Genomic DNA, 17,042 nt, shown 5'->3' with positions numbered 1-17,042 from the left:
AAGATCAAACTCTTTTTTATCTAGCATATTTACTCCCTCCATAACTTCTAATTTATCTAGCTAAATAATATCATACACCTTAGTTTTTAAACATTTGCTATATTAACCAATTTAGCTAGAATTACAATTATCTTATTGTTATCTCTTGTATCACAGGTAACCAATGTCATTAATCGATCTTCTTTATTTACTGAAACACCAGTTTTATATAATCCTCTATTAATGGAATCTGATATAAAGGCATTAATCTGCTTATCAAGTTATATGCAGTAACTACATAGACAAAAATTGCTACACCTGCAAATATCATAGCATCTTTCTTTGCACCATTATCATAACACTCCCTTGCATTCGTCAAAAAGGTTAATCCCATAAAAACAAACATAATTGGCAGTGTTATATCAGTAGACACTATGTTCATCAGTCCAAGAGAACCGAGCATAATGGTTAAAACACTAAATATTGCTTTCTTGGTACGCATAAGTACTTCTCCTTCCAACTTCTGTTTCTTTTTTAGATACACTCATTTATTCGAGATTTTTTATAACTAAGTTGTAATTGCTATCATAATGCAGTCCAAGTTCTCTACACATTCTATCGTTTACCTTATCTAAGGCTTTCTTGTATTCTGCGTACTGTGGAGATAGCACCATCAAATTAGGAATGAATATGTCGTTATATCCTTTATCTTGGAACTCTTTCTGCATTTTTCTCTGGGCAATAAATGACGGATGATATTTCATAATGCCAGTTTTCATTTTAGCACCTTTCTTTACCATTTCTTTTAATTTTTCATATTCGCTTTCACTCATATCACGATAATAAGCTATCATCTCATCTGCAGTTCTTGTTTCCTGTGCAATCCCACCTGCTATTTTTACACCTATTCCCATAATAAAAGGAACTTTCAATGTCGTTTCATCACAATACTCTAATATGTTCCGTAAGGCTTGCTTCTGCTCCAGAGTCTTTAATCTCACATTAAGAAATGGTTTGAAGTGACTTTTTAAGTAATCTCCCCATTCTTTCCCCGGCAATAAAGACTCAATCGCATTTTCGACAGTTTGGTAATCAAGTATCTCATTTGCCTTGTCTGCATTACCATCATCTATAAATTGCTTCAACGCTTCAAGTTCTGAGTCCTGTAAAATTTTTTCCTGTAATTTTTCCTGATAAATACGTAAAAGAATACTTTTATCATCTTTTTCCAAAAGGGTTTGTATATCGTTAATACCAATCCCAAGCTTTCTATATACCGAAATTTTTTTTAAAGTTTTAACGTCCTGCATGGAGTAGTTTCGATAGCCGTTGCTATCTTTATCTACTGACAACAATCCTTTTTCCTCATAGTATTTAACTGCACGCTTTGTCATTCCGACTTCCTTAATAATTTCATTTAATAGCATCGGACACACCTCCTTGTGATGATAGTATAAGGGGGTACGTTACGTACAAGTCAATATATTTTTGAAGTTTTCATTTCAATCATACAAATTCTAATTTATCTACAAGAATTCACACAAAGAAATTAACTTGGAACGAAAACATTTCCCACTCCTCACTTATCACAAAACAAAAAGAGATTTGAATGATGAATACACATCAGACAAATCTCTTTTATCATTCACAGGCCAAAATCCATTAAAAGCCCTTTTAAATCTCTTAAAAAATGGCGTCCCAGATAGGAGTCGAACCTACGACCCTTCGCTTAGGAGTTGACCCTGTATTTTGTACGCTTGATATCGCGAAGTGTTAATTGTGCCGTAAATACGGCATTTTTAACACTTTTTTGATTCTTCATTTTTGTCCGTTTTGTGCTAATAAATGGGTTCGGATGATGGTTCGGATGACGTCATCCGAACCCCTCTAATTAGCAAAATATTAGCAAAAAAGTTCGGATACGCGTAGGTCATCCGAACACTTTCCTCCCATTTTTGGGTGCCCCCGACATGCATTCGAACCCTATGGCACAGGGCCCGAAAAAATTTGGCGTCCCCGACAGAATCCGAACCGTTCAGATGCTCTCTTGAATGCCTACTAGACTCAAAATACAGTATTTACATAGTCTAAACACCTGACTATGAAGAAAGATTATTACAGTTTTGATGAATAAAACTTACTATGCTATAGTTTCTTTAAAGAAACTCTTTATCAAAATCATTCAAATATAAAAAGATTGGAGAAAACATGAACAATGAAATTATTAAATTTGTAAATGGAGATTTACAATTAGATGTTACAGTAACACCAGATAATGAAACTGTTTGGCTAAATCGTAATCAACTTGCGCAATTATTTGGCAGAGATGTTAAAACCATTGGTAAACATATTAACAATGCTTTAAAAGAAGAATTGTCGAATGAAGTGGTTGTCGCAAAATTTGCGACAACCACTAAGCACGGTGCTATCGATGGAAAAACACAAACTCACATGGTTGAATACTATAATTTGGATATGATTATTTCCGTAGGATATCGTGTTAAATCTCAAAACGGTGTAATCTTTCGTAAATGGGCAACTTCTATATTGAAAGACTACATGATGAAGGGATATGCAGTAAATGAAAAAAGGATTGAGGTACTAAATAAAACTGTTTCAATTCAATCCCGAATGTTGGCTTCTACTTTAGGTATTGAGGAAAAAGAAGTATTGAATGTCATTGAAGCTTATTCAAATGCACTATCATTACTTGATGATTATGATCATGGGTGTATTTCTAAGCCAAAAGGTAAAGATTCCATTTATCAATTAACCTATGAAGAATGCAGAAACTTAATTGATTCTATGAAATATGGTGGATTCTCTGATGTGTTTGGCGTTGAAAAAGAACCAGGCAAATTGAATGGAATTATTGCAGCAGTCTATCAAAATGTTTTTGGTCAAGAAATTTATCCAAGCATTGAAGAAAAGGCAGCCAACCTACTCTATTTCTTAGTGAAAGACCATCCTTTTGTAGATGGATGCAAACGAATTGGTGCTTCTATATTTCTTGAATTTTTAAATAAGAATCAGCATCTAATCGTCGATGGAAAACAAGTTATTTCTAATAGTGCCTTGGTTGCTATTACGTTAATGATTGCTGAATCTAGGCCAGAAGAAAAAGAAACGATGGTCAAACTTGTAATGAATTTCTTGAAAGTTTAATCTATCTTTCCTGTTCCCTGCTCTTTTTCCATATTTTAGATTAGACAGATATCAATTTGCAGTCATTATGCCAAATTTAAATTATGATGGCACTCAAGATGGCACTCAAGATGGCACTCAAGAAGACATCTATGCTTTGATTCTAGAAATGATAAAAAGGAACAACAAAATCTCGGTAAAACAGATGTCTGAAAAGCTTGGTATCAGCATTCGTACTGTACGCAGAAAGATTAAGGAAATGGATAATGTTGAGTACATTGGCCATGGATATAGTGGTTACGGGAAAATAAAAAAGTGAAAGTATTTCATTTATGAGGCTCCTACCGCCGTAAGTGTAGGACGTTAAAGTTTGGGTATATTCTGTTTTTTCATTTGATGAATGCCAGGAAATCATAGTCGATAATTTTCAACGGATGTTCATCAAAAAGCTAAGCATTAAGTGAAATAGAAATTCCCTTTACTCCTTTTTACATAGCCAACAAATGGTTGGTTGTGGGAAAGGAGTTTTTATTATGCATAAATGTAAAGTGATCGCAGTCACAAATCAAAAAGGTGGTGTTGGTAAAACAACAACGACAGAGAATGTGGCAATTGGTTTATCTCGACAGGGATTTGATGTGTTGATCGTAGACTTTGATCCTCAAGGTGATCTGACAAGCTGTTTAGGTTGGAAAAACAATGATGCTTTAGAACATTCCGTTTCTTCTATGCTAGATGATTATATCAACGACAATGACATTGATTATAATGCATTGATTTTACATCATGAAGAAGATGTGGATCTCATTCCTGCAAACATTGAACTTGCCGATTTTGAAATGCGTTTAGTCAGTGTTATCAACCGAGAACAGACGCTAAGTAATTGTATTGAACCTTTAAGAGATAAATACGATTACATCATGATTGATTGTCCACCTTCTCTTGGTATGCTAACAGTCAATGCTTTGTCTGCTGCAGATGAAGTACTAATACCAGTACAAACTCAGTATTTGCCAGCTAAAGGAATGACGAAATTGTTACAGACGGTCAATAAAGTGCAGCGTAAGATCAATAGTAATTTAAAAATTACTGGAATTGTAATGACACTTGCGGATCTAAATACCAACATCACCAAAAGTACGATTGATACGATACGAGAAAGCTTTGGAAAGAACATCCGTGTATTTGATACGATCATTCCAAAGGCTACGAAAGCCAGTGAAGCATCAATTTCTGGTAAAAGTATCTATGCGTATGCCAAAGATTCAAAAGTAGCTGTTGCTTATGATAATCTGACTAAAGAATTAGTAAATAATCAAAAAGTAAAACATAAAGAAGAAATGAGTCGTTAGGAGAATTGAGATGAAAAACAATCATGTGGAATTATTTGGAACTTTGACAAGAGATATTGAAGTGTCTAGAAATGGAAAAGGAAATACTTTTGTGAAGTTCACTTTAGCTTGTTTAAGAGATGGAAAGAAAACATGGACAGATTATATTAACTGTATTGCCTTTGGCGATATGGCAAATGATATCTGTAATCATGGTGATAAAGATACAGGATTCTGTATTGTAGGAAATCTTCGTACAAGCTCTTATGAAAAAGATGGTAAAAAACAGTATTCAACCAATGTCGTTGTCGAGTCTTTTGAATTATTGAATGCCTAGAATAAAACGATGTCCCTATTGCCATGCTACAGCTCATTTGTTGATTGACTGGGATAGTAAACGAATCAATGGCTATTATGGTCAATATGTTACATGTACTTTGTGTTCTGCCAGGACACAAACTAAACAAAATGCAGACCAAGCTATTGATGAATGGAACCATCAAGCAATGAAAAACACGATACAACTCACTCTATTTTAAGGAGGTGGCACATTTGCCAAAACTAGATTTAGGATTGCCTAGCTATGACTCTTTGTTTTCTACAGAAGAAGAAAGACAAGAAGCCAATAGTGAAAAAGTAATGACAATCCCTATAGATAAGATTACAGATTTTAAAGAACATCCCTTCCATGTCACGATGGATGAGGATATGGCAAAGCTTATTGATTCGATTAAGGAAAACGATATGCTGATGCCTGCATTAGTTCGTCCAAAAAAAGATGGAACCTATGAGATGATTTCTGGTCACAGGCGTAAATTCGCCTTGTCGCAGCTAGGAAGAAAAGAAATGAATGTCATCATTCGAGATTTGGATGATGACCAGGCAACAATCTTAATGGTCGACTCCAACATTCAACGTGAAAATATTTATCCTAGCGAACGTGGTTATGCCTACAAAATGCGATTGGAAGCCATGAAACATCAAGGAAAACGAATTGAAGAAATACCAGATGATGAATTAGGAATTGAATATAAGACAACTTCGGGTCAAGTTGGCCCGAAGTCAGATGAAGAAAATCGTTCTGATTATGCATTGGCTGAGCAAGTTGGAATTAGCAGGAAACAAATTCAACGATTTATTCGCTTAACCTATCTGATTGAACCATTACAGGAAATGGTAGATGGACGACATGAAAATGAAATCAAGATTGCATTTAATCCGGCTGTTGAACTTTCATATTTAACAGAATCCGAACAGTATGATTTAGCCAATGCGATTGTTGAAAATCAAAGGACACCGTCACTTGCTCAATGTCAGGAATTCAAGCGGTTGAGTCATGATGGCGAGCTAACTACAGAATTCATTGAAGATACTTTATCGGAAGAAAAACCAAATCAAAGAGAAAAGTTATCTTTTCAAATGAAGGAAATCGATAAATATTTTCCCAAGGACTTCACACCAGGCAAGAAAAAGGATCTTATGATTCACTTGCTAGAAAACTGGGCAAAGAAAAGATCACGAGAACAAGAACGGTAGTTGAATGTGCAACTACTTTTTTTCTACTTGTGATTGTTTCCAAACTGTTGGAGGGGCAGTTTGTCTTTGCATCAGGACGTGTGACTGTGACCTCCCCTAAAACCCCTCCTACCTACCGAAAGAATCTTTATTACCTACCGAAAAAGAAAAAATGTTGTTATTTAGTAAGTAGTAGAAATATTTGTATCTAGGTAATTATTTAGAAGAACTTGTATTTTAAAGATAGTAGAAATTATCAGTGAATATAATTGGAGGTTAAGTCAATGAAGACAAAGTTAATTGCGTTCTGTGTTTCAAGTGTACTTATTGGTACTGGAATTGTTTTCAACATGAACCAGGATGTATCTGTTCCAACAGTGGAAAAGTTTATGGAAGATACTTCTTTAAGTGTTAGTAAACATGAAGCTATAGTTAGTGAACATGAAAATGTTGGCAAAGATGAGAAAACAGGCGCTGGAGATACAATGAAGAAACCTGAATCCAAGGAAGAAAAACAGAAAGAAAAAGTTACGGGCAAAAGTGAATTCAAAACAACAAGTGTTTCTTCGGAAGGTAAAAGGCAAAATTCCAAGAAAGAAAGTTCTACTAAGAGTTCTTCTGGTTCAGACCAAAAATCTTCAACTTCAAACAGTTCCAATACATCAGATAAATCAAAAAAAGATGTTGTAAGTCAACCTATTGAAAAGCCTACTGAATCCAAACAAGAACCTGTAGTAGAATCTACACCTACTCCAGAACTAGCAAGGCCATGTTATGCTTGTCCTGGTGGAGTCAATCCAGATGTAAGTTGTGATGTGATTATGGATACGAACTTTTACTATGCAACTTATAGTTCACAGGCTGAAGCAGAGGTGGGCGGAATGTATTACCTGGATGAAGTAATGTACATCGGTGATATTGAAATTACAAACTATTCTGTTCAACCAGTATATCGAAATGATCACAGCATTGCTTATTATGGATTAAATCTTTGGAGCAATGGAAGTTTGATTCAATAAAAAAGGTTTATAAGAAAACTCATTTAAATTGTATCTTATTAGTAAAAATGATATATTATAAATGAAGAGTCGGTATGGAGACTATAAACCCATACCATTGGTCGGAACAAAGACCTAAAACTTGTTCCAGTGCAGAGAAAACTGCTAAACATCTTAAAAGGCGAGCAATCGCCTTTTAATTTTAGAAAGAGAGAATTGTATGAATAATATTTCATTTAAACAAAGGGTATGTCAATCAATAATTGATCAATCAAAAATATATAAAAAAATCTTTATTGATCGGCAATACCTAATTTGTTCGAAATGTTTTACGAATCGCAAATACTATATTTTAGTTGCAAACAAGGATAACTACTTGCATTTAGTAGGCGTTCATACAACTCTAACTCCTTCTGAATTTTTTGAAAAATGTTTTAATGATACTCTTACTGAAAATGATTTTGATTTTTCAAAAAAGAATCAAAGTGAAAAAAGTGTAAAAGGTTCGGTTAGAAGAAAAATATCAGCTTTAGAAAACATAAATAATTTTTTTGCACAAGAGCTATATATCGAAGAAGGGTTTCGCAAAAATAAAGTCAGTTGTGTAATTGCTACATCGGACAATAAAATAACAATTGGTTTTTCTGAAGGAATTTATTCAAGACCCAAAACACTTCTTAAAGGTAATATGCTTAATATGAGTACCAATCAAATTGACTTAATACTATCTAAAGAAAAAAAGGATAAAACATTTAATAAAATAGAATATGGAAATGAGCAAATATTATCTTATTATCATAAAGATATTTATCACTTGATATCAAAAAACTTAATCTAAATGAAATACATTATTTTAGCGAGGAAAAATTCTCGCTTTTTTGTTGCAACAACCTAAATGAAAGGAAAAAGAAGATGAAAAATATATTAAAGAAAGGCAGCAAGTTCTTACTTTCTGCACTAGTGATATTGAATTCATTTATGAATATAATCACAGTACATGCAGAAGAAACTACTACAGAAAATGATTTAGATACAATTACAGAATTAGGCTATTTGGAAGATGTATTTCCGGATCAAATCATAAATGAAAATGATACGATGATGACCGATACAACTTCCTGTGGGACACGATATGCCATGATTTATATCGAAAACCAGTACGGATTTGATTATATCTCACATTTATATGTTGGTGATAAAACCGTATTTTGTATTGAGCCGATGCAATTGTTTATAGCTGGTAATGATTATGTTCCAGATAGTGCCAAATGGGATGAACTAAGTGAAAGCCAAAGACAAGCTATTTGGGAAATCAATTATTATGGTTATTCTTATCCAGGACATGAAAGTGAAAACTATTATGTAGCTACTCAAATCATGATCTGGCAAGTTGTTACTGGCAATTGGTATCAACCGTACTATATGGATGGAACGACAACATATGATATTTCAAATGAAATGAATGAAATTAACAACTTAAGAAGTACACCTCAAGGAAGACCTTCATTCAATAACCAAACAATCAAAATGGGACTAAATACTCCAGTTACTTTAACAGATTCAAAAGGAACATTAAGCAATTATTCTATTACAAGTGGAAATGGTGTTAATGCTTCTGTAAATGGAAATGATTTAACGGTATCCATCACTTCAGAAAACTATGATAAAACACTTACCTTCTCAAGAAACTTTGGAGCAAGAGACGTCAATATTATTTATGGAAGTGGAGGTTATCAGCGTGTTATTTATCTGGCAAGCAGAAGAGATCCTTCTCCTAATTTCAAATTAAATTTTGAATTGCTATATGCTGATATCGAAGTTGAAAAGCAAGATGCAGAAACTGGAACATCTACGCAAGGTGATGCAACTTTCAATGGAGCAACATTTGCCATCAAAGATTCAAGTGGAAATACTTTAGAAACAATTACGACAAATGGTTCAAAAGCTAAATCTAAAAAATATCCAGTGGGAACAACTTTGAATGTATGTGAGGTCACTTCTCCAGAAGGATATTTAACAAACAGTTCTTGTAATAGTGTTGAACTCAAATATTCAGGTAATAATACTCCTTCAACTTTTTCTACAACAATCAAAGATCAGGTTATTAAAGGTCGTATTGAAATTGCCAAGACAATCGATAAAGAGAAATATGGATTATTCCAGTCGAATGTTCAAAAGCCTGGTAAAGGATTTAAGTTTGATATTATCCTAAAATCAAGTGGCAAAGTTGTATCTACACTAACAACGGATGAAGATGGTCGAGCAATCAGTGATTATCTTCCTTATGGAACATATATCGTCAAAGAACATGAAACAACTGGCTATGATATTTTAAAACCATTTGAAGTAAAGATTGATAAAGATCAAAAGACCTATTTTTACAATATCTATAACGATACAATCAAAGCCGAATTAACCATCTATAAAACGGACAGTGAAACAGGTAAACGTATTCCTGCTGCTGGTGTTGAATTCAAAATCAAAGATGCAGATGGAAACTATGTAACTCAGACTGTGACATATCCTAAAAAATATACAACAGATGTATTTAAAACCGATGAGGATGGTTCTGTTCACTTACCTGCTCCTTTAAAATATGGAGAATATAAATTGGTTGAAATCAAAGCACCACATGGTTACGTATTAAAAGATACGGAAATTCCAATCAATGTAGATGGATCAAGTACAGAAATTTTTATGAACTTTGACAACAAAACACAAAAAGGACAGGTCTATGTTGAAAAGAGTGGTGAAATGTTGTCAGGAGCTAAAGAATCCGAAACAGATTATGGAACACTTTATTCACCAGTCTATAAAGAAAAATATCTATCTGGTGTTACGTATGAAATCACAGCACGTGAAGATATCGTTACTCCAGAAGGAACAGTATGGTTCCACAAAGGAGATGTTGTAGATACATTTACTACAGGTGATGGTGTTACAACTTCATCATTGCTTCAGTTAGGTAAATATTCTATTAAAGAAACCACAACACAGACTGGATATGTATTATATGAAAACAGCTATAACTTTGATATTGAATATGCGGGTCAGATGATCGATGTAGTCGAAATCAAACAGTCTTATGTCAACGAAAGACAAAAGTTGGATTTACAGATCACTAAGACATTTGAAGATGAAGATAAAGAAGCCTACAAAGATGTTGTCTTTGGTGTTTATTCTAAAAAGGATATTACTGTAGATGATAAAGTCATCATTCCTGCTGATGGACTAGTTGGCACATTAACGATTGATAAAGATGGTAAAAATGTTGAACATTTAGATCTTCCTACAGGTGATTATTACGTTAAAGAACTTGAAACAAATGTAGGCTTTAAATTAGATGAAGAAAAACATGATTTCACATTCAACTATGATGAAGATACAACAAAATCAACTGTTATCGTTCCTATGGAATTGCACAATGAAAAACGTCGTATTGAACTAGATGTCAACAAGGTGGATAAAGATCATCATGATCATTTCTTAAATGGAGCCATTTTTGAAGTCTATGATAAGACAGCTAAATCTTTTGTCACTACCCTTGCATCTGGTCAGTTAATGATCGTTGGTGATGATGCTAATGAAGAATACGAAATCTCTAAGGATGAAGATTTCAAAAAGATCATCAAGACAGTTAAAACGGATGAAAATAAACAAATCATCTTAGATGTAGATGATGGAATTTATTATTCTCGTAAAGTTGGTGATGACAAGGTTAGTAAACATGTGATCAAAGATGGAAAAGCAGTATTAGCGGATGCCATTTACGGCCATGAATATGAGTTCAAGGAAATCAAAGCGCCTACTTCTTATCAGTTAGCCGATAAATCCAAAGCTTATAAAGTTGAAGGTGATAAGGATACGGATACAATCATTTATTATTTTGAAAATGCACGTATCGTTGTTCCAAATACAGGGGTATAAATAGTATGAAACATAAGAAAATAAAAATAGCAGCACTTGCGATAGTTACTGCAAGTCTATTAGGTGGCATTCTATATAGTGAGTTTGGAACAAAGAAATCTTATGATTATTCAGAATACTATGTAGAATCTAAACCAAGTAAAACAGCAAAGGATAATAAAGATGATAAGGGAGCTTCTGAAAAGGAGCTTTCTTTATCTTTACTCCAAAAAACAAATAAAGACGTAGTTGGTATTCTAGAATTCGATAATCGGGTTATTTATGAACCTGTTGTACAGGCTCCAGATAATGACTACTATGTGCGAAAAAACATCAAGAAAGAATATGCCAATGCAGGTATCCCTTTTGTATCAGCAGATGGAAATATTGATTCTAAAAATGTTGTCATCTATGGGCATTCTAGTAAATGGAATAGTATCATTTTTACTCCATTAATGAGCTATATTGATCAAAGCTGCTACAAAGAACATCAAACATTCAAGTTCATTACAGAAAATGAAACAAGAACTTATCAGATATTTGAAGTAATGAATGTAGATCTAAACAATTTAAATGATTCTTTAGAATTTACACAATCCAGTTGGGATTCAGATACTTCATTCAATGCCTTTATTTCTGATTCTATCAATCGAGGGCTTTATAAAACAGGTATTTCAGTCAATACGGATGATAAGCTGATGACTTTAGTGACTTGCGATACAAGAAATGATAACAAGAGAATTGTGATACTAGCAAAAAGAACAGACTAATTCAAAAAATCTATAAATTCATGAAATGTTAATAGTTCTATGCTATTGTTGGATTAGATAGATTACAAAACGAGGAGGCATAAAAATGTACGAACCTTACACAAGACAATCATTACCCTCAAAAGAATATCGTGAATTGTTGGGTAGTGCTCTGTGTGTCTTTAGTTCAAATAATGGATTTATTATAGAAAATATTATTCATACAAGCAATGCATATGATTGGTATAATCTTATTGATTTGGAATCTGGAAAACTTAAAAAATCTATAGCAGATACAATTTCTAGAAATACAGGAAATAAGGATATTGAAATATTATTTTCTGAAATAGTTGAGATGAGAAATAGAATAATTCATGGATTTAGAATTACATCAAAACAAGGAGAGCAAATACTTGCGACAAAAACTCGAAAAAAAGATGGAAATATTCAATTTGAAATAACCAAAGAATATTTGTTGGATTTTATAAAGAAAAATGAAGAGCTCAGTGATATGCTTTATAAATATCGTGGATATTAATGAATAAATTCATGTTGAGATACCATATGAAAGCATTACTTCGGTAGTGCTTTTCTTTTACCCTATTTTAGAAAGGACGGTGATGAGATGTCTAATTATAAATCTTCGGATGAAAAAACTAAACAAGCTTTTGAGATGATTGAACAAGGTGTAAAAGATGTTTATTCTTCTGATTCTTTTAAACGATATTTATCTTGTTGCAGCAAATTCCACAATTATTCATTGAACAACACTTTATTGATATTGGCTCAAAAGCCAGATGCAAGTTTAGTTGCAGGATATCGTTCCTGGCAGGCAAACTTTAATCGTCATGTGGATAAAGGTGAAAAAGGATTGATGATTCTTGCTCCTGTAACGTATAAAGAAGATCGATTAATTAATAAAGTAGATGAAAACGGAAATGTTGAATTGGATGAAGCTGGTTCACCTATTCAAGAACAACGGCAAGTGAATGTGACTCGTTTTAAAACAACTACTGTATTTGATATATCACAAACTTCTGGTGATCCTCTTCCCTCTTTGATTCATGATTTAACGGGTTCTAATAATGAAGCTAAGGCAATCGTTCAATCCGTGCAATCTATCTGTACAATTCTCATTGAATTTAAAACAGAAACAGAAGATTTGAATCTCATGACAGGAGCTAAGGGATACTATTCTCCTAAAGAAGATAAGATTGTGATTAATAAAGATTTGGAAGATCTACAAATTGCCAAAACATTAATTCATGAGTATGCTCACAGCATACTTCATAAACAAACAGATAAAAATCAAAGCCAACGAGAAATTGAAGCCGAATCGTTGGCTTTTGTATTATGTGATCATTTTGGACTAGATACTTCTGAATATTCATTTGGTTATATTGCTAGCTATGCTGATAAAGATTTTGATGAATTGAAATCTATCTTAGTTAATATTCAAAGTACAGCTCATGAAATGATTGAACAACTAGAACCTGTATTCAAGGAGAAACTGCATATGATAGAAATGAAAAGTAAATATATAACACCATTAGAAATGGAACAAATGAATCATGATATTGTGATTCAAGTTTCTTCTTTGATGGAACAATATAAAGATGCATTAAATGATCCAAATGTATCCACTTCGGATATTCATGAAATGGTGGATCAACAAATCTATGATGTTATCAATAGTAAGCTTGAATATTCTGATCAAGCTTTTTTATTTGGAAACAATCACGACTATTATCAAACACTACGAACAATATGTTTTGAAGCATTCACGGATCCCAATTTTGATTTAAGTAAGAACTGGTTTATTGAAAATTCAATCGAACATAGAAACTATGAATTATTTGAACAGATTGCCCAACCATTACTTACAAATGATGCTTACTACATGAAATATGCAACACCTGGCTTTATGGATCTGAATGTGGAAATCATTGATGAAAATCGTTTTGCGATGGCTCATAACTATGAATTGAATGGAGATCTAATGGCTGATCCAGATATTGAATTTACAGTGGATAAAGATAACAGACTGCTCTATCCACAGTCTTATCAACAGGATAACCTTCAATTTTATGAACGAGTGGATGGTGATCCATTTCGTGCTAATGAACTCAATCGATTTATGAATCAGTGGATTCACAATATCCAGGAACAAAAATACAAAGTCGAAACGGTTTATACAGATGAATTCGAATTATCCACAAAAGAAAATCCAAGTGGTGTACGTAAGTTTTGTAAAGAACATGGAATTGCAAAAATGGCACCAAAAAACAAGGAGTTGGAAAGATGAGTCAACGATTTATACGAAAAGACGTTCTAGAAAAAGTAAGAACCTTATCTGCTTTTGATTATTTAAGAAACTATGCTCCAGACCTGTTAGTAAAAAATGGGAGAACAGATTATTATCATCGAGATCATGATTCCTTGCATTTTTCAAATGGAAAATGGTATTGGTGGTCACAAGGCAAAGGTGGAACATCTGCACTTGATTATTTGATTATTGTGGAAGGATATGAATTTAAAGATGCGTGTAACTATTTATCAGATTTAATGAATGTGAGTGCACCAGTTACCACTTATTATCATCCAAAACCTGTAAAACCATTTGAATTACCTATTAAAGATAAGAACAATGATTTAGTGATTCGTTATTTATGTGAAATTAGAAAAATCGATAAAGGAATTGTGGATGATTTCATATCCAAAGGAATGATTTATCAATCCGCTAACTTCAAGAATGCAGTGTTTGTTGGATATGATAAAGATAAACCAGCGTATGCATTTAAACGAAGTATCTTTAAAAATTTTAAATTGGATCATGCTGGAAGTAATAAAGCATTTAGTTTCAACTACACAAATGTAAATAATGATGTTCTTCATGTGTTTGAAGCAGCTATTGATTTATTATCCTATATGACTCTTTTGAAAATGGATGAAATGGATTATACCGAATTTAATTATCTGTCTCTTGCCGGAGCCAGTGATAAGATTACGAGTAAATCAGAAGCGGATATTCCTATTGCACTAAAAGCGTATTTAGAAAGAAATCCAAATATCAAAACAATTATCTTCCATCTAGATAATGATGAAGTTGGTATTGGTGCAACAGCAAAAATCATTTCTATTCTGAATTCAAAATATCAATGCATAGATGAACATCCGAAAATGCACAAAGATGTAAATGAATTGTTATTATATGTTAATAAAACAACAAATAATTTATGAGAAATACAAATAATTTGATTTTGAAGCATTATTTAGCTATGATGATTATGCAAAGAAGAGCTTTTAAAAGCTTGGGCTGGTCGTAAGACCCGGGTCCACACATAGGCGGGTAAGACACCCGCCATTTCTTTTGGAAAGATGAGGATGCATGAAAGAAATCCGAAAAAATATAATTTGTGATTATTATTAAGGGAAAGTAGATACTTTCTCTTTTTTATTATTCAAATTTAGAAAGTAAAGGTGATGCAATTTGAATAAACAATTTGATTTATTTCAGAAAATGAAGATAAAAGAAGTCTGTGAAAATATCAGTCGTATGACCTATGCCTATATCAATCCAGACACAAAGCAGCCGACCGTTGTCCCATCAAAACATTATAAAGATATTCTAGATCAGCCTGTAGAAGTATTGGTTAATGATCAGGTAAAGAAACAATTTTTAAATATCATGTTTAAACAGATGAAAGCATTGAAGGATGAAGAACCAATCCTTTTTAATGAAACATTGTTGTTGATGGACTTAAATAAAACACCAGATAGCTTGGAACTTAATGAAGAAGCTGCATTAAAGATTACAGCTACAGAACTTGTAGAAAATGAAAAAACGCAAAAGAAGAAATTTCATCTTGTGGATAATGAATATTTGAATGCCTATGAATCCACAAAGAACGATTCAGAATTGATGGCTCAACTTTTTGGTGAACAACAAAATGAACGAGTTTATTCCATTGAACTCGATGAAATGGATATGGAAAAGCCAAAGTCAAAAGGAGGAAAGAACAATGACTTACAACACTAGAATTTATAATTACGCAAACTTACATTCAAAAGATAAACAAATCGTACAGGCACAATTACTCATGTTGGAATCTGTAGAAGATACCATTACAAATTACACATATGCAAAAGAAACTTCCACAAATACTTTAGAAACAATTTCCTTTGAAGAAGGAATCAATGCATTAGAAGAAGCAAAACGAAATATGTATAACGATATTGTTGAATACATGATATTTGCGATTGATAGTTATGAAGATGAAGTAAATGAAATAGATACCAGTGATCCCTTCTATGGATTGTATGAAGAAATGGAGAACTTAGAAAATGAATAATATAGAAACTATGGAATTCAGTACAGCTAATCTAGAAAGATTGGCTTTTTATTTTAAGAATTTAAAGATGGAGGTTAGTGGAAAATGGTACACAACGACAAAGTTTTAGATGATGTTAATGCTCTGCTTGATTACAATGCTGTGAAAGATTATTTGTTTATGACAGTTATCAATGCTGAAGAAAATAAAAATGATTTAACCACTATGCCTCACACCATTATTGGAGATCTTGCGATTGTTTATAAGGTCATGATCAAAACTACGGATGAACGTTTTTGTGCAGCCAAGGTTACAAATCAACTGATGGATGCCTATGGAATCGATGTAAATAAACTTCATAATGATGCACTTATCTCATCTCCAAACATGATGAAGCCTGAAATTCTTCCACTAGAAACCATGTTGATGGGAATTCCAAAAGATATAGCCTTAGAAGAAAAAGAACATCAACTTGTTGTTTTGACAAATGAACACAAGACAGATGGTGCAGCCACAATGTTCTATGCAGGGGTTTTAAATGATTTGGCTGAAAAATTAGAACATAACTTATATATTATTCCATCATCAACAGATGAGTGTATTGCATTATGTGATTCGCCATCTTTAAATATTGATCATGTCAAAGAAATGCTTCTTTCAGTTAACAAATCAGAGATGGTCGATCCTGATAAAAAGCTATCTGATCATTTGTATCATTACGATAAAGACGAACACATTTTAGAAAAAGCAGATGACTATGAAAAGCGAATCAATAAACATAAATATTCGCAATTGCTTCATTAGAGATTGGGGATTTCAAAATGATAAAATACGAAGATATCATTAAAAGAATTGCCAATATCGAAAAGAAAAAAATCAAAAATGAAGAACGAATCAAAGCACTTTCGGATGAAAACAATATTCTAACTGCGAATCTAAAATTATTGAATCAAAAGAAGGAAATGCTAGAAAAAATGGATCAAGATCTTGCAGATTTGATTTCGGACAAGAAAAAGACTGTAGCCAATTAATGTCTACAGTTGTAACAAGCAACGTCTTTTGGGGACAAAAGACTAGTATTTAGGGAAT

19 protein-coding genes are annotated in these 17,042 nt (G+C 32.9%); 17 read left to right on the top strand and 2 right to left on the bottom strand.

Features of this window, described 5'->3' with window-relative positions:
• Positions 1-187: 187 nt before the first annotated feature.
• Both NE544_RS04040 and NE544_RS04035 read right to left on the bottom strand, forming a co-directional pair.
• Entirely contained in the window at positions 188-481 is a 294-nt protein-coding gene (locus NE544_RS04040; RefSeq protein ID WP_256268421.1) for a hypothetical protein, read from the bottom strand.
• A gap of 46 nt (positions 482-527) precedes the next feature.
• Positions 528-1,406 (bottom strand): MerR family transcriptional regulator, encoded by an 879-nt coding sequence (locus NE544_RS04035; RefSeq protein WP_256268420.1) that lies wholly within the window; start codon positions 1,404-1,406, stop codon positions 528-530.
• A 781-nt stretch (positions 1,407-2,187) separates the two neighbouring features.
• Here NE544_RS04035 and rhuM point away from each other — a divergent pair.
• From rhuM to NE544_RS03955, 17 genes are all read left to right on the top strand, one after another.
• Positions 2,188-3,144, top strand: a complete 957-nt coding sequence (gene rhuM / locus NE544_RS04030) for a RhuM family protein (protein WP_256268419.1) — start codon at positions 2,188-2,190, stop codon at positions 3,142-3,144.
• 67 nt (positions 3,145-3,211) lie between these two features.
• On the top strand, positions 3,212-3,442 hold the full coding sequence (locus NE544_RS04025) for a DeoR family transcriptional regulator (RefSeq protein ID WP_256268418.1): 231 nt from the start codon (positions 3,212-3,214) through the stop codon (positions 3,440-3,442).
• Positions 3,443-3,656: 214 nt separating this feature from the next.
• Complete coding sequence (locus NE544_RS04020; RefSeq protein ID WP_256268417.1) at positions 3,657-4,475, top strand: ParA family protein; 819 nt, start codon at positions 3,657-3,659, stop codon at positions 4,473-4,475.
• 10 nt (positions 4,476-4,485) lie between these two features.
• A complete protein-coding gene (locus NE544_RS04015) occupies positions 4,486-4,791 on the top strand; it encodes a single-stranded DNA-binding protein (RefSeq protein WP_256268416.1) in 306 nt (101 codons plus the stop codon).
• A complete protein-coding gene (locus NE544_RS12285; RefSeq protein ID WP_370866037.1) occupies positions 4,784-4,993 on the top strand; it encodes a Lar family restriction alleviation protein in 210 nt (69 codons plus the stop codon). Before NE544_RS04015 ends, NE544_RS12285 begins: the two co-directional genes overlap by 8 nt.
• Before the next feature lie 4 nt (positions 4,994-4,997).
• On the top strand, positions 4,998-5,990 hold the full coding sequence (locus tag NE544_RS04010) for a ParB/RepB/Spo0J family partition protein (RefSeq protein WP_256268415.1): 993 nt from the start codon (positions 4,998-5,000) through the stop codon (positions 5,988-5,990).
• Between the two features lie 263 nt (positions 5,991-6,253).
• Positions 6,254-6,988 carry a hypothetical protein gene (locus NE544_RS04005; RefSeq protein ID WP_217797733.1) on the top strand — a complete coding sequence of 245 codons (735 nt, stop codon included), beginning with the start codon at positions 6,254-6,256 and terminating at the stop codon, positions 6,986-6,988.
• Between the two features lie 199 nt (positions 6,989-7,187).
• Positions 7,188-7,805, top strand: a complete 618-nt coding sequence (locus tag NE544_RS04000; protein ID WP_217293605.1) for a PBECR4 domain-containing protein — start codon at positions 7,188-7,190, stop codon at positions 7,803-7,805.
• 74 nt (positions 7,806-7,879) lie between these two features.
• Positions 7,880-10,894 (top strand): SpaA isopeptide-forming pilin-related protein, encoded by a 3,015-nt coding sequence (locus NE544_RS03995; RefSeq protein WP_256268414.1) that lies wholly within the window; start codon positions 7,880-7,882, stop codon positions 10,892-10,894.
• Positions 10,895-10,899: 5 nt separating this feature from the next.
• Positions 10,900-11,643: a class B sortase gene (locus NE544_RS03990; RefSeq protein ID WP_217293393.1), complete on the top strand. Its 744-nt coding sequence runs from the start codon at positions 10,900-10,902 to the stop codon at positions 11,641-11,643.
• Between the two features lie 85 nt (positions 11,644-11,728).
• Complete coding sequence (locus tag NE544_RS03985; protein ID WP_003864649.1) at positions 11,729-12,160, top strand: hypothetical protein; 432 nt, start codon at positions 11,729-11,731, stop codon at positions 12,158-12,160.
• Positions 12,161-12,247: 87 nt separating this feature from the next.
• Complete coding sequence (locus tag NE544_RS03980) at positions 12,248-13,927, top strand: ArdC-like ssDNA-binding domain-containing protein (RefSeq protein ID WP_256268413.1); 1,680 nt, start codon at positions 12,248-12,250, stop codon at positions 13,925-13,927.
• Positions 13,924-14,862, top strand: coding sequence for a DUF3991 and TOPRIM domain-containing protein (locus NE544_RS03975; RefSeq protein WP_256268412.1), 939 nt, complete (start codon positions 13,924-13,926; stop codon positions 14,860-14,862). The genes NE544_RS03980 and NE544_RS03975 overlap by 4 nt, the downstream gene beginning before the upstream one ends.
• A 250-nt stretch (positions 14,863-15,112) precedes the next feature.
• Positions 15,113-15,661 carry a hypothetical protein gene (locus NE544_RS03970; protein ID WP_217293349.1) on the top strand — a complete coding sequence of 183 codons (549 nt, stop codon included), beginning with the start codon at positions 15,113-15,115 and terminating at the stop codon, positions 15,659-15,661.
• Positions 15,645-15,974 carry a hypothetical protein gene (locus NE544_RS03965; protein WP_256268411.1) on the top strand — a complete coding sequence of 110 codons (330 nt, stop codon included), beginning with the start codon at positions 15,645-15,647 and terminating at the stop codon, positions 15,972-15,974. The genes NE544_RS03970 and NE544_RS03965 overlap by 17 nt, the downstream gene beginning before the upstream one ends.
• Positions 15,975-16,058: 84 nt before the next feature.
• Complete coding sequence (locus NE544_RS03960; protein ID WP_003864657.1) at positions 16,059-16,757, top strand: DUF5688 family protein; 699 nt, start codon at positions 16,059-16,061, stop codon at positions 16,755-16,757.
• Positions 16,758-16,774: 17 nt separating this feature from the next.
• Positions 16,775-16,984 (top strand): hypothetical protein, encoded by a 210-nt coding sequence (locus NE544_RS03955; protein ID WP_003864658.1) that lies wholly within the window; start codon positions 16,775-16,777, stop codon positions 16,982-16,984.
• Positions 16,985-17,042 lie beyond the last annotated feature (58 nt).

This window comes from Holdemanella sp. MSK.7.32 (assembly GCF_024460475.1).
Classification (GTDB): domain Bacteria; phylum Bacillota_I; class Bacilli_A; order Erysipelotrichales; family Erysipelotrichaceae; genus Holdemanella.
The sequence above is the reverse complement of the archived record's forward strand: the minus strand, read 5'-3'. Positions and strand labels throughout refer to the sequence as shown.